General features: G+C 46.6%; 18 protein-coding genes, 1 other RNA gene and 1 riboswitch. Of the genes, 6 read left to right on the forward strand and 13 right to left on the reverse strand.

What is annotated here, in order from left to right; genetic code table 11:
* Positions 1 to 96: 96 nt before the first annotated feature.
* Both OO774_RS10945 and OO774_RS10950 read left to right on the forward strand, forming a co-directional pair.
* Positions 97 to 1,485 carry a glutamine synthetase family protein gene (locus tag OO774_RS10945; protein ID WP_264902418.1) on the forward strand — a complete coding sequence of 463 codons (1,389 nt, stop codon included), beginning with the start codon at positions 97 to 99 and terminating at the stop codon, positions 1,483 to 1,485.
* Positions 1,486 to 1,520: 35 nt separating this feature from the next.
* The gene (locus OO774_RS10950; RefSeq protein ID WP_264902419.1) at positions 1,521 to 2,798 is read left to right on the forward strand and encodes an FAD-binding oxidoreductase; all 1,278 of its coding nucleotides are present in this window, start codon (positions 1,521 to 1,523) and stop codon (positions 2,796 to 2,798) included.
* Between the two features lie 344 nt (positions 2,799 to 3,142).
* On the opposite strand, the gene atzF is transcribed toward OO774_RS10950, so the two are convergent.
* From atzF to OO774_RS10990, 8 genes are all read right to left on the reverse strand, one after another.
* Positions 3,143 to 4,906: an allophanate hydrolase gene (atzF, locus tag OO774_RS10955; RefSeq protein ID WP_264902421.1), complete on the reverse strand. Its 1,764-nt coding sequence runs from the start codon at positions 4,904 to 4,906 to the stop codon at positions 3,143 to 3,145.
* Between the two features lie 11 nt (positions 4,907 to 4,917).
* Positions 4,918 to 8,514 carry an urea carboxylase gene (uca, locus tag OO774_RS10960; RefSeq protein ID WP_264902423.1) on the reverse strand — a complete coding sequence of 1,199 codons (3,597 nt, stop codon included), beginning with the start codon at positions 8,512 to 8,514 and terminating at the stop codon, positions 4,918 to 4,920.
* Between the two features lie 91 nt (positions 8,515 to 8,605).
* Positions 8,606 to 9,244: an urea amidolyase associated protein UAAP2 gene (locus tag OO774_RS10965; RefSeq protein WP_264902425.1), complete on the reverse strand. Its 639-nt coding sequence runs from the start codon at positions 9,242 to 9,244 to the stop codon at positions 8,606 to 8,608.
* A 12-nt stretch (positions 9,245 to 9,256) separates the two neighbouring features.
* Positions 9,257 to 9,997, reverse strand: coding sequence for an urea amidolyase associated protein UAAP1 (locus tag OO774_RS10970; protein ID WP_264902427.1), 741 nt, complete (start codon positions 9,995 to 9,997; stop codon positions 9,257 to 9,259).
* Between the two features lie 7 nt (positions 9,998 to 10,004).
* Positions 10,005 to 10,796 (reverse strand): ABC transporter ATP-binding protein, encoded by a 792-nt coding sequence (locus OO774_RS10975; protein ID WP_264902429.1) that lies wholly within the window; start codon positions 10,794 to 10,796, stop codon positions 10,005 to 10,007.
* Positions 10,797 to 10,798: 2 nt separating this feature from the next.
* Entirely contained in the window at positions 10,799 to 11,620 is an 822-nt protein-coding gene (locus tag OO774_RS10980; RefSeq protein ID WP_264902431.1) for an ABC transporter permease, read from the reverse strand.
* 36 nt (positions 11,621 to 11,656) lie between these two features.
* Positions 11,657 to 12,742 carry a putative urea ABC transporter substrate-binding protein gene (locus tag OO774_RS10985; RefSeq protein ID WP_264902433.1) on the reverse strand — a complete coding sequence of 362 codons (1,086 nt, stop codon included), beginning with the start codon at positions 12,740 to 12,742 and terminating at the stop codon, positions 11,657 to 11,659.
* 67 nt (positions 12,743 to 12,809) lie between these two features.
* A riboswitch (guanidine-I (ykkC/yxkD leader) is annotated at positions 12,810 to 12,909 on the reverse strand.
* 333 nt (positions 12,910 to 13,242) lie between these two features.
* A complete protein-coding gene (locus tag OO774_RS10990; protein ID WP_264902435.1) occupies positions 13,243 to 14,649 on the reverse strand; it encodes a glycoside hydrolase family 1 protein in 1,407 nt (468 codons plus the stop codon).
* A 124-nt stretch (positions 14,650 to 14,773) separates the two neighbouring features.
* Between OO774_RS10990 and OO774_RS10995 the strand changes: the two genes are divergently transcribed.
* A complete protein-coding gene (locus tag OO774_RS10995) occupies positions 14,774 to 15,682 on the forward strand; it encodes a LysR substrate-binding domain-containing protein (protein WP_264902437.1) in 909 nt (302 codons plus the stop codon).
* A gap of 76 nt (positions 15,683 to 15,758) precedes the next feature.
* On the opposite strand, the gene ffs is transcribed toward OO774_RS10995, so the two are convergent.
* Positions 15,759 to 15,855: signal recognition particle sRNA small type (ffs, locus tag OO774_RS11000), an RNA gene on the reverse strand.
* 147 nt (positions 15,856 to 16,002) lie between these two features.
* Positions 16,003 to 16,752: a hypothetical protein gene (locus OO774_RS11005; protein ID WP_264902438.1), complete on the reverse strand. Its 750-nt coding sequence runs from the start codon at positions 16,750 to 16,752 to the stop codon at positions 16,003 to 16,005.
* Between the two features lie 247 nt (positions 16,753 to 16,999).
* Here OO774_RS11005 and OO774_RS11010 point away from each other — a divergent pair, with 247 nt between their 5' ends.
* On the forward strand, positions 17,000 to 17,302 hold the full coding sequence (locus OO774_RS11010) for a DNA base-flipping protein (RefSeq protein WP_264902440.1): 303 nt from the start codon (positions 17,000 to 17,002) through the stop codon (positions 17,300 to 17,302).
* A gap of 47 nt (positions 17,303 to 17,349) precedes the next feature.
* Here the strand turns inward: OO774_RS11010 and OO774_RS11015 are convergent, their stop codons facing one another.
* Positions 17,350 to 17,784, reverse strand: a complete 435-nt coding sequence (locus OO774_RS11015; RefSeq protein WP_264902441.1) for a YbaY family lipoprotein — start codon at positions 17,782 to 17,784, stop codon at positions 17,350 to 17,352.
* 228 nt (positions 17,785 to 18,012) lie between these two features.
* Between OO774_RS11015 and tesB the strand changes: the two genes are divergently transcribed.
* Complete coding sequence (gene tesB, locus OO774_RS11020) at positions 18,013 to 18,873, forward strand: acyl-CoA thioesterase II (RefSeq protein WP_264902442.1); 861 nt, start codon at positions 18,013 to 18,015, stop codon at positions 18,871 to 18,873.
* 285 nt (positions 18,874 to 19,158) lie between these two features.
* Here tesB and OO774_RS11025 read toward each other — a convergent pair whose 3' ends face one another.
* Positions 19,159 to 19,632 carry an Lrp/AsnC family transcriptional regulator gene (locus tag OO774_RS11025; protein ID WP_264902443.1) on the reverse strand — a complete coding sequence of 158 codons (474 nt, stop codon included), beginning with the start codon at positions 19,630 to 19,632 and terminating at the stop codon, positions 19,159 to 19,161.
* Between the two features lie 133 nt (positions 19,633 to 19,765).
* On the opposite strand from OO774_RS11025, the gene OO774_RS11030 reads away from it, so the two are divergent.
* Positions 19,766 to 20,860 (forward strand): PLP-dependent cysteine synthase family protein, encoded by a 1,095-nt coding sequence (locus OO774_RS11030; RefSeq protein ID WP_264902444.1) that lies wholly within the window; start codon positions 19,766 to 19,768, stop codon positions 20,858 to 20,860.
* Positions 20,861 to 21,137: 277 nt separating this feature from the next.
* On the opposite strand, the gene OO774_RS11035 is transcribed toward OO774_RS11030, so the two are convergent.
* A complete protein-coding gene (locus OO774_RS11035; RefSeq protein ID WP_014231244.1) occupies positions 21,138 to 21,455 on the reverse strand; it encodes a DUF1244 domain-containing protein in 318 nt (105 codons plus the stop codon).
* Positions 21,456 to 21,558: the final 103 nt, after the last annotated feature.

Genomic DNA, 21,558 nt, shown 5'->3' on the forward strand with positions numbered 1-21,558 from the left:
TATGTTTAATAGGCAAGTAAAGCTGTCTGCGGGGCATTCCTGAGCCCATATAGAACAAGGGATTATTACGTTTAACGCCAAGGAGGCACAGCGGATATGACTAGTCTTGCCAATCAACCGATTAACATTGACCGACTAAAAACCAAACAAGAGCAGCAAGAAATTGCTCATTTTATCGAACAGAATCCAAACATCACGACGATTGATTTGATCCTGTTCGATATGAACGGTGTGGTCAGAGGAAAGCGGATCAACACCACTCAACTGAGCAAAGTGCTGGAACAAGGTATTTGTTTACCCGCATCTGTTTTCGCACTCGATATCTGCGGAGAAACCGTCGAAGAGACCGGGTTAGGGTTTGAAAAAGGTGATGGTGACCGTGTTTGCCGGATTGTGCCAAATTCTTTGCAGGTCGTACCATGGCAAGAAAATAGCGCCCAGGCCATCGTCACTATGTACGAGCCAGAAACTAACCAACCTTTCTTTGCTGACCCTAGACACGTGCTTGAACAACAAGTAAACAAACTGAAAAGCAAAGGCTTTAACCCGTGCGTCGCGGTTGAGTTAGAGTTTTATTTGCAGGACCCTGAACCCGATGATACTGGCTGCCCCCAACCCCCTCTGATGCCAGTTAGCGGCGAGCGAATGACACAAACGCAAGTCTATTCACTCGATGAGCTTGATGAATTTAAAACCTTTTTGGATGAAATCGTAAACGCATGTCAAGCGCAGGGCATTCCGGCAGAAAACATCACCGCCGAATATGCTCCGGGGCAATTTGAAGTAAACCTAAAACATTCCACCGATGTATTACTCGCTTGTGACCATGCCATGTTACTAAAACGTGTCGTTCGTGCGATAGCGAAGAAACATGGATTTCATGCCAACTTCATGGCGAAGCCTTATACAGAACATGCAGGCAGCGGCTGCCACGTTCACATCAGCTTGCAGGACGCAGATGGGATTAACGTGCTTGGGTATAATGACGATTTACTGCTTAATGCCATTGCTGGTGTCTTAGACCACATGGATGAATGCATGGCGATTTTTGCTCCCAATGCCAACTCCTATCGTCGCTTGCAACCGAATATGTTCGTACCAATGCATGCTTCATGGGGTTGGGATAACCGAACGGTTGCCGTGCGTGTGCCAGCCAGCGGCGAAGAAGACAAACGAATCGAGCACCGTTTATCAGGTGCCGATGTTAACCCTTACCTCACTGTATCTGTTTTATTGGCATCCATCCTAGACGGCATTGAAAACAATCTGGTACCGCCAGCGCCCATAGACGGAGACGCAACTCAGCTCGATCTACCGACTCTGCCAAGCTCTTGGGACAGTGCTTTACATGCCTTCTCAGCAAGTGAATTTATGCAATACAGCTTTGGAGAAGAGCTTTGCAAAGTTTACCTCGCCAACAAAAAACACGAGCAGGAAAGGTTTTCGGCTCAAGTTTCACCACTTGAATACCAATGGTACCGATAAGTATTGAATCAAGATTAGAAGAAAAGGATGTCAAGATGAGTACGAAGCATACCCTCTCTTACTATGCTGCATCAAAAAACCAAGATTTGCGCTTTCCTACGTTGAAAGGAAGCCACGTTGCCGATGTATGTGTTGTGGGATCTGGTATAACCGGAGCAACAGCGGCATTGGAACTCGCCAACAAAGGCTATAGCGTCATCGTATTGGAAGCCAATCGTGTTGGTTGGGGGGCATCGGGACGAAGTGGCGGACAGGCAATTTTTGGCTGGGCTTCAGAGCAACATACGCTTGAAAAGCTCGTCGGTGAGTCTGACGCCAAGAAACTTTGGGAACTGTCCATCGAAGCGCTCGCTCTGACCAAAAACAATATCAAAAAGTACAATATTGACTGTGATTGGCGGGATGGCATGGTTCATTTGGGCATGAAATCGCGTCATGATAAAGAGCTTAAAGAATGGTACACCAACCTGACAGAACGCTATCAATATGACTCGCTTGAACTGTGGGACAAAGAACAAGTCAGAGAGAATATTGATAGCGACAAATACACATCCGGCATGCTTGATCGCAATAGCGGTCACTTACACCCATTAAACTACACCCTTGGCTTAACCAATGCCGCCCAAGCCGCCGGAGCTCAGTTCTTTGAAGAAAGTGCGGTGATTAAAATTGAGCACGGTGACCCTGCCACTCTATTTACCAAGCATGGTGAAGTGAAAGCGAACCACGTTATTCTTGCGTGCAATGCTTATATGGAAGGACTGGAAAGCTCGCTAGAAAACAAAGTCATGCCTGTGGGCACCTACATCTGTGCCACAGAACCACTTGAAGAAGACCTAACCAATAAACTGATGAAAAACCGCATCGCAGCGAGTGACATCAATTTTGTACTCGACTACTTCCGCTGCTCCGGTGACAACCGGATGCTATTTGGCGGGCGGGTCAGCTACTCTGGGGTTGCACCATTGAATTTAGAAAAGGCGATGCGCAACCGGATGGTAAGCATATTTCCTCAATTAACTAACGCTAAAATCGATTATGCGTGGGGTGGTAATGTGGCGATCACCATGAATCGCGCGCCTCACTTTGGCCGACTTAAACCCAATGTTTATTTTGCACAGGGGTTCTCTGGCCATGGAATTGCGGTAACAGGTCTGGCAGGCACGCTCATGGCCGAGTGTGTTGCTGCAACCTCTGAACGCTTTGCTATTTTTGATAAAGTGCCTCATATGTCTTTCCCTGGAGGGCGTTTACTTCGAACCCCAGCACTTGTATTAGCCATGTCATACTACCGGGTTCGTGACTTACTTTAACCCCAGACAAAGCTGTTAAAAAGGCCACATCTGCTATATTTCAATCGCTTAACGATTTTTATCGGCGTCATTCCAGCGAGCCGTAGCAAGACTAGGAATCTAATAGCAGCGCGCTGAGCAGTTAAAGAAATATCTTTGGCTATAAAGTGCTCGGAAAGTAGATCCTGAATCACGCTCCTTCGTCGCTGTCCAGGATGACGGGAAACTTAAAGGCAAGTATTAGACAGAATAAAAGGCCCTGCACAAAGAGCTTAATTTATTGAAAGATATGAAAATAAGGAGAAAGATAACTTTCTCCTTATTCTAAGTCTTAAATTTAACTAATCGTTTTTATAAAGATATTTTCATTTAGTCGCCAGATAATTTCGCCACCCGCCTAATTCGGTAATGTCCTCCGCGCCTTCAATACCAATCGCTTCACAGATAAACCCTGTCACCCAACTGTCATCGCTTAGCTCAACTTTGCCTAACCCTAATGGATGTGGGATCTGGCATAACAGAGTACCCAATGCTGATTTCGGGAACGACCAAACTTCTATTTCTATAGCCTGACCATTGCCTTCATCTCGAACCAGCCCCGGACGTGCTGGCGGGCCACCAGCCAGTGCGTACATTCGATAAGACTTGGCCGTTTCACCTTTTGCTTTGAGAATTGCACCCACGCCCGTGAGCTGATGGTTCAACGGAAGCCCTTCCATATGGGCGCCACACACCAGCAGATCAACACGTTCATCCTCAGGTAAAAATTGCCCAGTAGCCCCAAGAGGAAGACAGGTTTCTTTTTGCCACGCTTTTGCAAGCTTGATCAGACCCGAGTCCGTAAACGCAGGCGCAAAAAGCGTAAAGCCAAACGGTAAGCCGGATTCACAAAACGATGACGGAATAGCAATCGCGGTATAATCCAGCAGATTCATGAAGTTAGTGTAGTAGCCGAGGTTACTGTTCAGTTCAATCGGATTCGCTTCAAGTTCTTCTATCGTATAAGTGCTTCCGGCTGTCGGGGTGATAACGACATCCACCTCTTTCAGCAGACGGTCACACTGTACTTTGTAGTCCTGTAGCTGATACATGTACTGAAACGTATCCGCAGCCGTGTAATTTTTCGCGCCGCCAATAATCGTTTCAATCACGGGTAAGCAGCGGCTGCTGTCTTGGTCAAAAAACGACTGAATGGCTGCATAACGCTCAGCGACCCAAGGGCCTTGATATAAGAGTTTCGCTGCATCGATAAACGGTTGCAGATTAAATTCAACCAGCTCTGCGCCCATTGCTTTCATTCTTTCCAGCGCCAAAGCAAACTGTTTTTTGTACTGCTCATTACCAAAAAACGCCAGCTGTTCCTCGGCAGGTACGCCCACTTTCAGACCACGGAATTCACCAGGCAGTGTTTGCTGAACATTTTCACGCGCATAACCATCGGTCTCGTCATACACTGCGGCAACATCAATCAGAGTTTCAAGATCCGCCGCACTGCGTGTAAAGAAGGTAACGCAGTCCAGAGTTCGACAAGCAGGAACAACGCCACTGCAGCTCAATAAACCTCTGGTAGGCTTTAAGCCCAAGATATTATTAAACGCGGCAGGAACACGACCTGAGCCCGCGGTATCCGTTCCCAACGAGAAGAACACCTGATTAAGCGCCACACTGATGGAACTGCCAGCACTAGAGCCACCGGATATATACTGCGGGTCAAAACTGTTTTTGCCTGCTCCCCAAGGGCTACGAACGCCAACTAAACCGGTTGCGAACTGATCAAGGTTAGTTTTCCCCAGCGGTACCGCGCCTGCTTTGATCAACTGTTCTACGACAAACGCAGACTCTGACGGTTGATAAGCAAATTCTTTGCATCCTGCGGTTGTCGGTAAATCTTGCAGATCAATGTTGTCTTTTATCGCAAATGGCACACCGTACAACGGTAGTGATTGACTGTCTTTTGTCTCCAATTCGGAAAGATAGTCCTCCAACTGCGACTCTGAAATCAGAGAAATCCAGGTGTTGTGTGTATCTTCCTTAGCAAGTTGGTATTTCTGTTTAAGAAAAGTTCGGATATTCAGTTCACCGGAACGGTATCCGGCAAGTAATTGTTCGATAGTAACTGGAGTATTCATCCCTTTACTCCTTATGCTGCTTGAGTATTAATAATGACGAGTGGCTGACCAGCACTCACCTGAGCACCTTTATCGGCGCAAACCTGATCAATAATGCCGGACTCTGAAGCGACGACTTCCAGTTCCATTTTCATCGCTTCCAGAACCATAATAACCTGACCGGCTTTGACGCTATCCCCGGGTTTCACCAGTGCTTGCCAGACATTACCGGCAACATGGCTTTCTACCAGAGTCTGCCCTTCTTCGAGCACCAATTGTTCCTGCGCTTCTTCTTCCACTTCTTCAACGACGAAGTTTGCTTGTCCGCTTTCAATCCAGCGTTGACGTTCTGCTTCAAACGCTGTTTGCTGACGCTGTTTGCACGCATCAATCTCTTGAGAATGTTCATCAACCAACGACTGGTAGCTCGCCAGCGAGAACTCCGTCTCTTCAATTTGCAACGGGTACTGGCCTAACGGGTGCTTACGTCGTATCTCCAGCAACTCCTCTGCGCTGACTTCGTAGAACTTAATCTGGTCGAAGAATCGCAGTAGCCAAGGCTGTTCGAACTCTTTAGTTTGACGATAGCGATTCCACATCTGCAAAGTTCGGCCAACAAACTGATAGCCGCCCGGGCCTTCCATACCATAAACGCACAGATAAGCGCCGCCGATACCGACTGCATTCTCAGGCGTCCAGGTACGTGCAGGGTTGTATTTCGTAGTGACAAGACGGTGACGAGGGTCCATCGGCGTTGCCACTGGTGCGCCCAGATAAACGTCTCCCAAGCCCATCACTAAGTAACTGGCATCAAAGACAATTTTTTTCACATCTTCGACAGAATCCAGGCCATTAATACGACGAATGAACTCGATATTATCCGGGCACCAAGGCGCATTTTTACGCACCACTTCGTCGTATTTTCGGATGGCTAAACGCGTTGCTTCATCGTCCCATGACAACGGAATGTGTACCACGCGAGCCGGAACTGTCAGTTCATCAATATCGGTCAACTGCATTTCCAGTTGCTGCAGATATTTAAGTAATTTGTGGCGAGGAAGAGTCAAGTTATCGTAGTGAATTTGCAGCGATCGAATACCCGGAGTTAATTCTTTAACACCGTCAATATCCATGTCTTCTATCTTCATCATCAGTGCATGTACACGGAAGCGAAGACGAATATCCAACACCTGTGGACCGTATTCCACTAACAGGAAGTCTTCGCCACTCGGACGATAAACCACGTCTTCACCAAAGACTTCTTTAGGCAGTGTTTTTATCACCGGCGACGATAGCTCTGCTGCTTCCAGCTCTGCTTCTTCAATATTCAGCGATGCAATCCCATCAAGTTGAGCGCGTTCTGCCATTTCGGCTTGCTCAATAGTCACAGGTACAAAGCGAATTTTGTCACCCGCCTTGAACTGACCGGCTTTCCATAAGTCAGCTTTGATGATGGTCGCTGGACAAACGAAACCACCCAGGCTTGGACCGTCAGGGCCCAAAATCACGGGCATATCACCGGTAAAATCGATCGTACCTACGGCATACGCGTTATCGTGGATATTAGAAGGGTGCAACCCGGCCTCACCACCATCCTGACGTGCCCAGTTTGGTTTCGGACCGATTAGACGAACACCAGTTCGGCTTGAGTTAAAATGGACTTTCCACGTAGCAGAGAAGAAGGCTTCGATGTCTTCATCAGTGAAAAAATCCGGAGCGCCGTGTGGACCGTAAATCACACGAACTGTCCATTCCGTCGTCAGGGTTGGTAATTGAACCTGTGTTCCTTCAGCGGCAGAGTCTACGGCAGATCCTGTAACATGTAATACATCACCAGCCACAATAGCGCGACCTGCATGTCCGCCAAACTGACCTAAAGTGAAGGTTGATTTACTGCCAAGGTAATCTGGACACTGGATTCCACCTTCAAACAACAGGTAACTACGCGCCCCATCTCCTTTGACAAAGCCAGTTTTAAGAATTTGACCCGCTTTGGCTGTCGTCACTGCACCATGCTCAATCGCAACACCATCCAACGTGGCATCAAGATGTGCTCCAGTGAGGACAAAAGATTGCTCAGTATTAAATTTCAGAGTCGGGCCAGAAATAATGATTTCCAGACCTGCGCAAGCTTCATCATTGTTGAGCATTTGGTTACCAAGACGGAAGCTAAGCGAATCCATTGGGCCTGAAGGCGGCACACCAATATGCCAGTAGCCTGAACGGCCTGGGTAATCCTGAATGGTCGTCTGAGTACCACCACTGATCACATCGACAGATGCTGGCTGATAAACAAAGTCATTAAGAGAGCGGGTTAAAACAGTGCCACTTTGCACCAGGTCAGACTGAATCAGTTGCTGTAAATATCTCTGGTTATGCTCGATACCGTAGATAGACATGGTTTGTAGCGACTCAGACATTTTTTCTAGAGCGTCAGCACGAGAATCGCCGAGTGTAATGATCTTCGCCAGCATAGGGTCAAAGAACGGAGAAACCTCAACGCCCGCTTCAATCCAGTGCTCTATGCGTAATCCTTCCACTTGCGGCCATTCAACGTGGCTAAGTAATCCTGCGCATGGCTGAAAGTTTTTGTTGGCATCTTCGGCGTACAAACGCACTTGCACGGCATGTCCCTTCGGCTCACGCTCCGTCAGCAGTTCTGCTTGGGTTAAATCGCCAGCGCCCAGCTTCACCATCCACTCGACAAGGTCGACGCCAAACACTTCTTCGGTAACACCATGTTCAACCTGTAAGCGAGTATTCACCTCCAGGAAGTAAAATTCTTCTGTAGTTTGGTCGACAACGAACTCAACGGTACCGGCGTTACGATAGTTCACTTCTTTAGCCAGGTTAATTGCCGTCTGGTGAAGCGCTTCACGGGTTTTATCGGTTAAGTTTGGTGCTGGAGTCTCTTCAATGACTTTCTGATTACGACGTTGAGAAGAACAGTCTCGTTCACCAAGCGCAACCACCGTTCCATGCCCGTCACCAAAAATCTGAACTTCAATATGACGTGCACGTTCAATGAATTTTTCGAGAAAAACGCCGCTGTTACTGAAGTTGTTCTCACTCAGGCGTTTCACTGAGTCGAACGCTGCAGCCAGTGACGACTCGTCGTAGCAGCATTGCATACCAATACCACCACCACCGGCAGTACTTTTCAGCATGATTGGGTAACCAATGACGTTGGCTTCATCTAACGCTTGCTGTTTGTCTTTAAGCAGCTCGGTGCCTGGCAAAAGAGGAACACCGGATTTTTCTGCAATGGCACGAGCGGAGTGCTTGAGGCCAAACACATTCATCTGTTCCGGTGTTGGGCCAAGGAATACCAAACCGTGAGTTTCACACAAGCCGACAAAATCTGGGTTTTCACTCAAAAAGCCATAGCCAGGGTGAATCGCTTCAGCGCCAGCCTGTTTGGCAATATCGATGATTTTTTTCTGGTTGAGGTAGGTCTCTGCAGCGGCACCCTGGCCTAATGAGTAGGCTTCATCAGCCTGAGTGACGTGGAGACTCTGTGAGTCTGCTTCACTGTAAATCGCAACACTGGTGATACCCAGTTTTTTTAGTGTTCTGATTACTCGGGTAGCGATAGCACCACGGTTTGCGATAAGTACCTTGTTAAACATAGACGATTCCAATTCTTGTCCGGGTCGTCCCGGCTAAAACTCAGAGTCAAAATGTGGGGTCGTCCCCGACTCTATCGTGGATGCGCTGAGTTTAATTCCACACCAACACTTCAACTGGCGTTGGGTTGTAGGCATTACATGGGTTGTTCAATTGAGGGCAGTTTGAGATTAGGACGATCACATCCATTTTGGCTGTGAGTTCCACATATTTGCCCGGCGCACTGATACCGTCTTCGAAGGTTAACCCCCCTGCCTCGGTAATTGGCACATTCATAAAGAAGTTAATGTTGTGCGTGATATCGCGCTTGCTCATGCCGAACTCTTCGTTTTCAGCAACCGCCAGTAGCCAGCTATCACGGCAAGCGTGCATGCATTTCTTATCAATCGCATAGCGCACGGTATTACTCTCGGTCGCACATGCACCGCCTAACGTGTCGTGACGGCCACAGGTATCCGCCACAATTTGCAGCATTTCATTGCCATGGTTTGATACAATCTTAGTGCCTGCAGTCAGGTACACATTACCCTGCTCGCGAATGGTATCGATAGCGCTGTAACGTTCTGCTGGATCATTGGCGTTATAAAACAGAGTGTCGGCGGCCTGGTTTCCTTCCAAATCGAGGATGCGGAATGTCTGACCTGCTTTAACCACTTTCATGTAATAGTCACCAGCAGGCACTATATCTCGGCGAATTGCAGCTTGAGGTTCTAGTTTACTTTCAACAATCATCTTTCATCCTCCTTACTTATGACAGCACGCTGAATGCACGTGGTAACGGCGGTTGTTTTCAAAACCACGGCCATTTTCTTCTCTGGACGTGACACAAGCGTCATCTTCGCGGACTGGTTCAGCTTCAAACAAGGCAATTTCAACCGGTTTGAATGGGTATTCTTCTGCCGGGTTCATTGGGTGAGGACAAGTGGTAAGAACAACCAGCGTATCCATTTCAAAACGCAGTTCGATACAATCGCCCGCTTTACTGTGATCAACCACGTACTGTAGGTTGCCATATTCGTCAGTTTTCACACGACTGAATAAATTCAAATTGGCGGCAAGATCTCGTTGACCAAGACCATATTTAGCCACTTCAACTAACAGCGCATCGTAACCATTTTGTTTCCACTGGTTTCTGTCTTTCTGATAATCACGTTCGCCCCATTTTTCAGCGATTTTTTGTTTGTTGGCAACGCCACAGACGGAATCAATCCAATGGGTATCATCACGCACGATTGAACAGAATACGCGTCCCATATCTGAATAAAGGCAATGTCCGGCGGTCAGTTTAAAAGTATGCTGGCCCTTCAGTGTGTCAGGCGCGTTATAGCGCTCCAGCAAGTTGGTCGGGTTGTAGAACAGCATACTTAGGTTAGCGCCCCCTTCCAGGTCCTTCGCTTGTAATACATGTCCTTTTGGAATGACCATTGACCAGTGTGCGGCCCCTGGAATCGTATCGGTAAAAATAGGTGTGTTAGACGACATCATTGTCCTCCTATGCAATCTTCTTTTCTAATAAACTGTTAACCACTTCGGCTTGCTCTGGTTTTCTCAAATCGATATCAAAAGTAACCTGCGCGCCAAAGCGTTCCGGAGCCTGTTCGTCAATTCTTACATGATCAAACACCCACAATCGGTTGCCTAAGTAAAAGCCTTCACTGAGGTCATGAGTGATCATAAACACGGTGAGCTGTTGCTCCTGACAAAGTGACTTAATTAAGCTGTGCATGTCTTTTCGGATGCCCGGGTCAAGTGCGCCAAACGGCTCATCAAGGAGCAAAATACGCGGCTTTTTAATCAGGGCCTGAGCAATCGATAAGCGTTGTCTCATGCCACCGGAAAGCTCATGAGGGTATCTGTCCAAAGCGTGTCCCAAGCCGACTTGCTTGAGAATCGCCGTTGCTTCTTCCCGGGCTTTTTTCTTGTTCGCCCCAAAACCACGACCGGTTAAAGAGGTCAGAACACTGTTCGATTCTAACTCCATGCCTAACATGACATTTTTGAGTGAAGTCAGGTGAGGAAATACGGAATACTTCTGGAAGACAATGCCTCGTTCGATACCGGGCTCTGTCGATAACGGCTGACCATCAAGCAGAATCTCCCCACGAGTCTGCTTTTCTGTACCCAGTAACATGTTGAGCATGGTCGTTTTTCCGCAACCTGAAGCACCAACGATACTGACAAAATCACCAGGATAGACATCGAGATTCAGTTTCTCTAAAACGATGTTATCGCCGTATTCTTTCCAGACTTGCTTAATCTCAATGATGGGTTTTCTCGTATTCATGCTTATTCTCCCTGTGCTTCGTGATACCAAGGGCATGCCTTCTCAGACAGTTTTCTTAATAACCAATCCATGGTGAAAGCAAGAATGGTTATCCAGACCACGTATGGAAGAATGACATCCATCGACAAATAACGACGGACAAGGAAGATGCGATAACCCAGGCCATCAGTCGCGACAATCGCCTCGGCAGCAATCAAAAACAGCCATGCACTACCCAATGTCAGGCGAACCGCTTCGATCAGACGCGGGAATATCTGTGGCAGTACTACCCGAACAATGATTTGCCAGCTGTTAGCACCAAGTGTCTGGGCTTTAATCAACTGCTCCTGAGGCAGTGACTGAGATTTAAGTTGAAGATCCCTGACGATGATTGGGCAAATCCCAATAAAAATAAGCACAACTTTGGAAACTTCACCCAAGCCAAAAGTAATAAACAAAATGGGAAGTATCGCCATTGGTGGAATCAGAGAAATCGCAGTAACCAGTGGAGACAGCGAAGAACGAACAACCGGTAACATCCCGTTAGCTACACCGATAGCTAAACCGAACAAGGCGCTCGCACCGACCCCAATCGCTAAACGTTGCAGACTGGCTAACGTGTCAGTCCAGAGCAGATAATCTCCAGTACGCTTGCTCGGTGTAAATGCCATACGATCAATGGCATCGGCAAAACTGCTGAACGCGGGTAACAATTTATCGGATGGGTTCACCGCCAAGCGAGCATCAGACGCTGTCATATAAACAAACAGTAATATGATGAACGGCAGTAAACCCAACATTAACTTACTAATGCGAGAAGGTTGACGGTTGATGAGTTTTGTCATGGCAACTCCTAAAACTCTGGGGATGAATATCGAAACTTACAATTTACCGTCTGCTGCCATTTGCATGTATTCAGCAGTGAAACGCAGTTTGATATTGCTTGGGTTACCATAGACACCAGACGGTGTTTCGACTCCAATAAAGCTCGCATCTGGTGCGCCTTCACCCAGAAGACCATGATCGAATGAGAAACCAGCAACCTTCTGCATCGTCGACTTCAGATCTTCACTCTTGGTAAAGTTAACCGCCTCTGCTGCAGAGAAGAACATCTTAGTTGCCGCCAGTTGGTCGTTATAACCCGCTAAATCGGTACCAGACGCTTTCGCCATGTAGGTTTTTGCTTCATCAGCAGCGGCTTTGTCTTCACCAGACATGACCGACATAATTTCATACCATGCACCGGTTAACGCTTTGCCCAGAGCTGGGTTGTCTTGCAGTGTTGCTGTATTTGCGACCATCAGGTCAATGATTTCGCCCGGGATTTTCGATGAGTCAAAAACAAGCGTGCTGTTGGGTTGAGATTTGATTTCGCTGAGAAGAGGGTTCCAGGTGACAGCTGTTGTCACATCATCGGTGCTGAACGCTGCAACCATATCAGCATCGGAGGTATTAACGACTTGAACATCGCGCTCACTAAGGCCAACGCTTTCAAGACCACGCGCCATTAAGTAGTGAGAGACACTCAGTTCAACCAGATTGACATTCTGCCCTTTGATGTCTTCCAGTGACTTGTTATCACCTTTCAACACGATACCGTCGTTGCCATCAGAGAAGTCACCGACAATAACGGCCGTTGAATCCACACCACTTGCCGCAGGGATCGTCAGAGCATCCATATTGGTCATTACAGTGGCATCAAACTGGCCTGCAGTGTATTGGTTTATCGATTCAACGTAGTCGTTCACCTGAATGACATCAATATTAATGCCATATTTTTCCGCCCATTTATCGATAATTCCGGTGTATGTTGCGTAATCCCAAGGCATCCAACCAACGTAGATAGACCAAGCGATAGTGAAATCTTGCTTTTCTTCTGCGAGCGCAGTCGTGGAAATAAAAGGTGCACTAAGCACACTAGTGGATAAAGCGATTGAGATAAGCGAGCGTTTAGAGAAAAGTGACATGGACCACCTCCAATGTGAATCACATAATTGAACAAGCGCGCAGAGACATCACCAATGAAATTGGTTGGCCTCCCGGGCTTTTGTCCCGCCGTGTGACCTCATAAGAGGTTGACAACTCTCGGACCAGTCACTAACCGCAATTAGCCGGAACCCTAGATGTCTATTTTTTACCAAATTGTATCCAGTGCACTCCTATTCACTGGTTGATGACTCTTTGCTACGAACACTTAAACTAGAGCAAAACCGATGCCAAAATAAAATTTATCTATTTTTCAAAAAGTTAAGCACACTCCTCCAGTAATTGCATCTTGATTGCACCAATAAACCCCAGAGTAAGCACCAATTAAGTGCATAACAAAAGTTGAACTAGAACCGCTGTTCGAAAGGACGCATTAATCAGATAGGAATAAGTGGAGGAAGTTATAGGGGAGCAACACAAGCACGTTTGCATCAGGAAGGCTTCGGTAATGATATCACCACCGAAGCCCTTGTTCTTGGTATTATGCTTTTGGTGGAGTCAGCGCTTCACCATTGGTTTGAATCACATTTTGATACCAGTAAAAACTCTTTTTCTTTAAACGACTTAACGTGCCTTGACCGTCGTTATCACGGTCGACATAAATCAGGCCGTAGCGTTTTGACATCTGTGCGGTTGAAGCACTGACTAAATCAATCGGTCCCCAGCAGGTGTAACCCATGATTTCGACCCCATCCTGAAGCGCTTCACCAACCTGATATAAATGGTCATTGAGATACTGAATTCGGTAATCATCTTCAATTTCTCCATTTTCATTGACGGTATCTGCCGCACCAAGACCGTTTTCTACGATGAACAATGGCTTTTGGTATCGGTCATAAAGTAAGTTCAAAACAATACGCAACCCTTTAGGGTCGATTTGCCATCCCCAGTCCGTGGACTCCAGATATGGATTGCTTCCCATTTTGAAAGCTTCCTGATCGGTCATCTCTAAGTTTTCGTTCTGAACACTGACACAACCGGTCATGTAATAGCTGAATGAGATAAAATCGACCGTTTCTTTTAACGCTTCTTTATCTTCATCCGTAATATTAAGAACAACGCCCATTTCTTTGAATTTGCGCATCATATATCCCGGGTAGTAACCACGGCTTTGTACGTCTCCGAAAAATAGCCATTCGCGGTTCTGTTGCATTGCTTCAAACACATCATCCGGATGGCTGGTTAATGCATATTGAATTGCGCCTAACATCATATTACCGATCTTGGCATCTGGCAGCAGCTTATGACAGACTTTGACTGCTTTTGCACTGGCAACCAACTGGTGATGTATTCCTTGGTAAAGTGCCTGAGCATCACTGCCGCGTGGAATTCCGGCCCCCGTGAACGACTCATGTAAAGTGGCATTGATTTCATTGAATGTCAGCCAGTACTTAACTCGATGGCCAAATCGGGAGAATACCGCAGTAGCGTAACGTTCAAAGAACTCAATCAGCTCTCTGCTTGTCCAGCCGTTATATGCCTCAGCTAAATGCAGAGGCATTTCATAGTGAGATAATGTGACGACCGGTGTAATGCCGTGCTTTTCGAGTTCATCAAAAATTTTGTCGTAATAAGCCAGCCCCAACTCATTAGGCTCTAATTCATCACCCTTGGGAAAGATTCGGCTCCAGGCAATCGAAAGGCGAAAACAGGTAAATCCAAGCTCAGAGAATAGTGCAATATCTTGCGGATAACGATGATAAAAATCGATCGCTATGTCTTTGATATTAAAGTCTCCGTCCTGTCGATGCTTTAACTCCCCGAACGAGCCAAAGGGTTGTATATCAGATGTCGACAGTCCCTTACCGTCGGCATTATACGCACCTTCAATTTGGTTTGCGGCCGTTGCCCCACCCCACAGAAATTCATCGGGAAAACGAAAAGACATAGCTTGCTCCTTGAAACTGACCATTAAAATCACATAAGACAAGCTAATTAAAAAGGAATATTTTGGTCGTAACAACTCAATTCGAGTACAGTATGAATTAGCTGAACTAATAGATAAGAACAAGATGGAAAACAAACAGCACGTCGTCTCAAACCTGTATACCTTTAACGTTGCCGCAAAGTGTCTAAGCTTTACCAACGCAGCCGAAGAACTGCATTTAACTCAGGGAGCGGTAAGTCAGAGAATTAAACAACTGGAGCAGCAGTTAGGCTTTAAGCTATTTGTCCGGCTGACCAGAAAACTGGAACTGACGGAGGAAGGGAAACGACTATACGAAACAGTGAATAGTTCTTTTGCTACCATCTTTTCCGACATCGATGATATTCGCTTTAATGAGCTCACCGGAGAGCTATACATCGGGGTCGCACCGACGTTTGCCCAGTCATGGCTGTTGCCTAAGCTGGCAAATTTTCAGGCTCGCTACCCTAATCTGAACTTAAAAATCAGGGTAAAAGCCAGTCACCTCGACTTTCATCACGAGCCAGTGGATTTGGCTATTTACTACAGCCGCGAACCGCAACCTGATATGCATAATGAAGTGTTGTTTGAAGAGTACCTTACTCCTGTTTGCACGCCGCTATATGCAGAAAAACATAAGATTACTGAGCAAATGAGTAGCTTAGCCAACGCCAATTTAATCCACTGTACAGAATCTATTGATTCAGCCAACTACGATTTTGAATGGCAATATTGGCTCAAGAAACAAGCACAGCAGATTACCCTAAACCCCAACTACTATGTCTTTAACCATGGGGAGATGGCCGTATCCGCAGTAAAGAATCATATGGGTATAGGCATGGGACGTGTCGCGCTCATTCAGCCTTATCTGGATAGCGGTGAACTGATTGCACCGTTTGGTGTTATTCCAGCCGACATGAAATACTTACTTATTTGCCCGAAAGGCATGGAGCAACGACCTAGGTTCAAAGCTTTTACGTCATGGTTACGCAGTCAGTTAGTTGAAGATCATTAAACGATTCGACGTTGCAAGAAGCAAAAACGAAAAAAGCCTGCAATGTATTTAAACACTGCAGGCTTTTCAATGGGTGGGACCCCAGCCACATCCCGGCACACAAGTCACACGCTGCGGCTGCTTCCTTCCGGACCTGACCGAGTTCACGAGCTATTGTTGCGAGAGGACCAGAGCCCCATAATTCTTTTGTTGAGGGCTTGCCTCAAACGATGGGGCGATTATTCAGTATCGGACCTCATAATGCAAGGGCAAAAACCTTTAATTTCACCAATTAGCGATCGTTTGAACAAAACTCGGTCAATCTAGAATCTACTGGCAACCTATAGCTCTGCTTGCTCATCGCCGCTGCGCAGGATGTAATCCGTCATCCACGCCGTACCTAATAAACAGATCCACACAACAAAAACGGGTTTAGGTACATCGGTCGCAGGGCTGACAACCAATGCGGCAAAACCAACTGTCGGAAGCGTCCAACAAAGCAGCTTACTCCAGTGAATGGATTGCTTTTGCTTTATCTTTGTCAGTGTCTCCATTGAGGCAAGCATACCTGTCAGACAAAGCGCAACCAATGCAGCATAGGTTAAATCTGCCACCCACAAAGGTAATAACAACAGCAATGGCCACCAGCTATGCTTATTCGAAGCCTTCCAGTGAGTAATTGCCCACCACATGACAATGACCGCAAGCGTCTGCACAACGGTTACCGATGCGGAGCCGTCCAGCTTGCCACCCTGCTGGGTGACCATAATGCCGACTTGCAAGGTCAAGACAATTAACCCGGTGGTGAGTAATACACCAAGAGAACTACGATGAGAGAACACCACCATTAACAGTGGGAATAGAATTAACACCCCAATAGATAGAGCAATGGGCTGCATCGAGAGTGTGGCACCAAAAGCCATCATCGCGCCAAGCAGAACTAGACCTGCTAGCCCACCTTGGGGCAGCAACCATAATGCTGGGATCATGAGAGCAAGGACAGGCAGCTCTCCGCCACTTAAACTCATCGCTCGGGCACACACTACTGCGAGTAGAATCGTGATAAAAAACTGGATTGTAGAAAAAATCATAGCGCCTCCTAGCTTCCCCACCAACTTTGGAACTCAACGACAGATAAGGCACGAACTCGTTCGTCGTTAAATGGGTCTAGACATCATTTTGAATCTCACAGAGTTCACCAATATCGTTACTGCGCTGCGAAAATGTAACGGCGTTCAAACGCGAAAAACTGGGGTGCTACACGCGTCAATAACTAATGGCGAAATACTGGCCGTCTGTATTACCATTCCTTGGCAATCCACAACGGACACTTTGAGTATGGACCAATTCTTAGCGCAAATCTTTGCTGTGATTCACCAAATTCCATCTGGGAAAGTCTCGACTTACGGGGAGATCGCAAAAATGGCAGGTTATCCCGGCTACGCTCGGCATGTTGGTAAAGCATTAGGTAGCTTACCGGAAGGCAGCAAGCTGCCATGGTTTAGAGTCATCAACAGCCAAGGCAAGATTTCATTAAAAGGTCGGGATCTGGATAGGCAAAAAGCCAAGCTTGAGGCAGAAGGGATAGAAGTGTCTGAAATTGGAAAAGTATCGCTCAGAAAATACAAATGGCAGCCCTAAACAAAGCTGCCATCTTTCGTTCGCTCTATTACTTTAACAAACGGAAATTAGCGAACGCCTACCAGTCTGATATCTAGCTGGTGAGTTTGTGCTTCATCAGTAATAACTGCATGACGAGTGTCACTGATGAAACGCAACTTACCACCGACATCAATTCGTGCACGGATACTGTAAGTATGCTTGGCCTGAATTTCGTTGCTGTCGTAGCTAAGTTCAAACGCAAAAGGAACCTGTTTACCTTCTGTTTCAAATGATTGCTTCGCAAGTACTTTTGACGGCGCATCCGCAAGCGACACATCTTCAAGTGAGACGGTGACCACCGCATTTGGCGGTAAAGCAATACGTTCGCGGTAAGCCACTGTACCTGTAATGGTCTTCATTGACACCTCAGCAGAATCCACTTCTGTTGTTTGAGAAGTTTGGCAGCCCACAAGAGCAGCACCAAAAAATAAAGATGCAACAAGCAATAGTGTTTTTTTCATATATTCCTCAGGATGAATATTAAGCCAAGGTAAGTATACGGCCGAATCAGCAAGCTGTCTTTGATAAGTTACTTGATTTAACAGTAGTTTGACGGAGTTAAGAGATACCAAGCATTTGATTTTGTTTCATTATTGTTACAAGGTATACTTTGAGCCGTTTAAGAACCACTTCACAGACCTGTGGGAAATGGGTTAACTTGATATCAACACACTCGGTGAGGAGACACAATGAGTAAACCACTAAGAGAGTTGCTCAGCCTGCTACAACTCGAACAATTAGAAGAAGGCTTATTCCGCGGACAAAGCGAGAACTTAGGTTTACCTCAAGTGTATGGCGGTCAGGTGATTGGACAGGCACTTTCTGCCGCCCGATACACCGTCGAAGAGACTCGCACTGTACACTCGTTTCACAGCTACTTTCTCTATCCGGGCGATTCTGAAAAACCGATTATTTACGACGTGGAAAACCTGCGCGATGGACGCAGTTTTAGTACCCGCCGAGTTAAAGCGATTCAAAATGGCCGCCCTATTTTCTACCTAACGGCTTCCTATCACGGCGATCAACCTGGATTCGATCATCAGAAAACCATGCCTGACATTCCGGGGCCAGAAAACTTTCCTTCCGAGAGCGAGCTGGCGAGCCACATTGCGGAATATCTGCCTGAACGGCTGCGCAAAACGTTTTGTGGTGAAAAACCGATTGAGACACGGCCAGTTACGGTGATCAATCCGCTAAAGCCTACCAAAGCCGAGCCTAAACAATACCTTTGGATTCGCGCTAATGGCGAAATGCCGGACAACCAGTTGATCCACCAGTATTTATTAGCGTACGCGTCGGATTGGGGCTTCCTGGTCACCGCATTGCACCCGCATGGTGTTTCTTTGATGACACCAAACTTCCAAGTGGCAACCATCGACCATTCCATCTGGTTCCATCGTCCGTTTAAGATGGATGAATGGTTGCTGTTTGCAATAGAAAGCCCGACAGCGAGCCATACACGTGGGCTCGTTCGTGGTGAGATCTACAACCAACAAGGTCACCTGGTCGCAACAGCGGTTCAAGAAGGCGTGATGCGTTACACGAAATAGGTTGTGTTTAGGATATTAGTGCCGCTTGCTTAATAGCAGTGGCATCTCCAAACTAGCCCGTCATTCTGGACAGCGACGGAGGAGCGTGATTCAGAATCTACTCACCGAGGTCGTTAAGCTTTGAGCAATGACGACAGGTAGCAGAGTGCGGATATTAGATTCCTAGTCTCACTATGGCTCGCTGGAATGACATTGGTGATTGACAATCAGTTACATTCAAATTGTAAAACTGTCAATCGATGAGCATGGGTGCCTCGCGCTCTTCTGGTCACTCAACGCAAATAGCTAAACACGGCCAATAGGCAATTCAGTCGTGTACTTGATCGACTCCATGGCAAACGTGGAAGTCACATTAGACAGCCCTTTCACACTATTCACTAAACGCTTATAAAACTTATCAAAGCACTTCATGTCTTTGACCAGCACTTTCATCATGTAATCGTACTCGCCCGCCATTCGATAGAATTCCATGACTTCAGGGAAATCACTCACCGTAGTGACAAAATGGTGATACCACTCTTCAGAGTGATCAATCGTCTTAAGTTGTACAAACGCAATGAACGACAGATCCAGTTTTTCCGCACTTAACAGAGCAACTCGCTTTTCAATGAACCCATCGTCCTCCAGTTTCTTTAGGCGCTTCCAACATGGCGTTGTGGTGAGGTTAACCCGCTCAGCCAACTCGTTTAAAGACAGTGTTCCGTCGGTCTGGAGTAAAGCAAGTAGCGTCTTGTCAATCTTATCTAAATTATTTTCCATAACATCTAATTTTAAGAGAATTTATTTCTACAAATTGGTGAACACAAAGTAAATATAGCAAAGTTTTTCTCCCAACTTATAGGTAAATTATTTTTAAACAAAACCTAATTTGTCACTTTCAAGGAGAGACGCTATGTGTACTGACCACCAGTGGATCAATAATGCAGTACGTAAAATTGAAGCGGATTTTCAACGCTCTGCAGATACTCACCTTTTTAAACTCGACCTTCCTTCTCTTGATGGTATCGATATCTATTTAAAAGATGAGAGCACCCACCCTACTGGATCATTAAAACACCGTTTAGCGCGTTCTCTTTTCCTCTATGCGATTTGCAATGGCTGGATTGGCCCTGAGACTACCGTCATCGAAGCCTCGTCAGGAAGCACTGCTGTGTCTGAAGCCTACTTCGCGCGTCTGCTTGGCCTGCCATTTATTGCCGTTATGCCAAAAAGTACGGCCCGAAAAAAAATAGAACAAATCGAGTTTTATGGTGGTAGAGCCCATTTAGTCGAACGCTCAGATCAAATTTATGATGAGTCTCGACGCCTAGCAAAAGAGTTAAACGGGCACTACATGGATCAGTTCACCTATGCGGAACGTGCAACTGACTGGCGTGGGAACAATAACATTGCAAACGCTATCTTTAGCCAAATGAAGTTAGAAGACCATCCCATTCCAACTTGGGTGGTAATGAGTCCGGGGACGGGTGGCACATCGGCAACCATAGGTCGATTTATCCGTTACCAAAAATATGAGACGAAATTGTGTGTTGCTGACCCTGAAAATTCGGTGTTCTATGACGCTTTCCAATCCGGAAATTCGGATTTGAAGTGCGAGAGCGGAAGCAAAATTGAAGGCATTGGTCGCCCTCGGGTAGAGCCTAGCTTTATTGCTGGCGTGGTCGATGAAATGCGCAAAATACCAGATATGGCAAGCGTAGCTACCGCCCATTGGGTATCTCAGCTGATAGGCCGAAAAGTGGGCGCTTCTACAGGAACCAACCTGTATGCGGTGCTTCAGCTCGCTTGTGAAATGAAACTGCGCGGTGAAACTGGCTCTATCGTGACCCTGCTGTGTGATTCTGGTGACCGCTACTTGGACACTTACTTCGATATGGAATGGGTTAAGACAAACATCGGCGATATTCAGCCTTATCTAACCCAGCTCGAAATTATTCAGGCGAAAGGCTGTGTAGAGCCTGCTTGCTGTGAGCCAGTTTTCGCCTAGAGGAGAGAGACAAAACAGCCCAGCGTTAGGTAATACTGTTCGTTTAACAACGAACAGTATTAGCCAGTCTATAGTCATCCTGAAAAGCGACGAAGGAGCGTAATTCAGGATCTTCTATCCGAGCACTTGGTTATTAAAGAGTTTTCCATATCTTCTCAGCACGCTCATATTAGATTCCTAGTCTCGCTAGAGCTCGCTGGAATGACCCGATAAAGGTCGTTAAGCGACTGAGATTAACACGATGCGGGCTGTTATCTATAAATGTCCGTTTATAGCGCTATTTTTTCTGACGTGCTTCAAAAGCCGCTAACTGCTCAGGTGTCGCTGCTGGTTGGTGGTTTTGCTTCCACTCATCGTAAGTCATACCGTAAACACGCTCACGAGCATCATCGATGTCTAAGTCGACACCCAGTTTTTCGGCCTCTGCGGTGTACCACTTACTAAAGCAGTTACGGCAGAAACCCGCTAGGATCATTAGGTCAATATTCTGTACGTCTTTATTTGCATCCAGGTGGGCTAAAAGACGACGGAATGTCGCTGCATCAAGTTTATCTTGTTCTTCTTGTGTAAGATTTTTGTATTTAAATTCAGCCACTTTACTTTCCTTCTCGACTATTTTACTTGCTGCTGCCGGCATATGTTGGAGTAACACAATCGCATCCTTCGTTAAAGCGTGAACAACAAGCACTATTATTGTA

The sequence above is a fragment of the Vibrio sp. STUT-A11 genome (genome assembly GCF_026000435.1).
Lineage (GTDB): Bacteria > Pseudomonadota > Gammaproteobacteria > Enterobacterales > Vibrionaceae > Vibrio.

What these genes read in the sequence shown, in the direction of transcription:
- OO774_RS10945 (WP_264902418.1), top strand. Translation starts at nt 97, where the DNA reads ATGACTAGTCTTGCCAATCAACCGATTAACATTGACCGACTAAAAACC.
- OO774_RS10950 (WP_264902419.1), top strand. Translation starts at nt 1,521, where the DNA reads ATGAGTACGAAGCATACCCTCTCTTACTATGCTGCATCAAAAAACCAA.
- atzF (WP_264902421.1), bottom strand. Translation starts at nt 4,906, where the DNA reads ATGAATACTCCAGTTACTATCGAACAATTACTTGCCGGATACCGTTCC.
- uca (WP_264902423.1), bottom strand. Translation starts at nt 8,514, where the DNA reads ATGTTTAACAAGGTACTTATCGCAAACCGTGGTGCTATCGCTACCCGA.
- OO774_RS10965 (WP_264902425.1), bottom strand. Translation starts at nt 9,244, where the DNA reads ATGATTGTTGAAAGTAAACTAGAACCTCAAGCTGCAATTCGCCGAGAT.
- OO774_RS10970 (WP_264902427.1), bottom strand. Translation starts at nt 9,997, where the DNA reads ATGATGTCGTCTAACACACCTATTTTTACCGATACGATTCCAGGGGCC.
- OO774_RS10975 (WP_264902429.1), bottom strand. Translation starts at nt 10,796, where the DNA reads ATGAATACGAGAAAACCCATCATTGAGATTAAGCAAGTCTGGAAAGAA.
- OO774_RS10980 (WP_264902431.1), bottom strand. Translation starts at nt 11,620, where the DNA reads ATGACAAAACTCATCAACCGTCAACCTTCTCGCATTAGTAAGTTAATG.
- OO774_RS10985 (WP_264902433.1), bottom strand. Translation starts at nt 12,742, where the DNA reads ATGTCACTTTTCTCTAAACGCTCGCTTATCTCAATCGCTTTATCCACT.
- OO774_RS10990 (WP_264902435.1), bottom strand. Translation starts at nt 14,649, where the DNA reads ATGTCTTTTCGTTTTCCCGATGAATTTCTGTGGGGTGGGGCAACGGCC.
- OO774_RS10995 (WP_264902437.1), top strand. Translation starts at nt 14,774, where the DNA reads ATGGAAAACAAACAGCACGTCGTCTCAAACCTGTATACCTTTAACGTT.
- OO774_RS11005 (WP_264902438.1), bottom strand. Translation starts at nt 16,752, where the DNA reads ATGATTTTTTCTACAATCCAGTTTTTTATCACGATTCTACTCGCAGTA.
- OO774_RS11010 (WP_264902440.1), top strand. Translation starts at nt 17,000, where the DNA reads ATGGACCAATTCTTAGCGCAAATCTTTGCTGTGATTCACCAAATTCCA.
- OO774_RS11015 (WP_264902441.1), bottom strand. Translation starts at nt 17,784, where the DNA reads ATGAAAAAAACACTATTGCTTGTTGCATCTTTATTTTTTGGTGCTGCT.
- tesB (WP_264902442.1), top strand. Translation starts at nt 18,013, where the DNA reads ATGAGTAAACCACTAAGAGAGTTGCTCAGCCTGCTACAACTCGAACAA.
- OO774_RS11025 (WP_264902443.1), bottom strand. Translation starts at nt 19,632, where the DNA reads ATGGAAAATAATTTAGATAAGATTGACAAGACGCTACTTGCTTTACTC.
- OO774_RS11030 (WP_264902444.1), top strand. Translation starts at nt 19,766, where the DNA reads ATGTGTACTGACCACCAGTGGATCAATAATGCAGTACGTAAAATTGAA.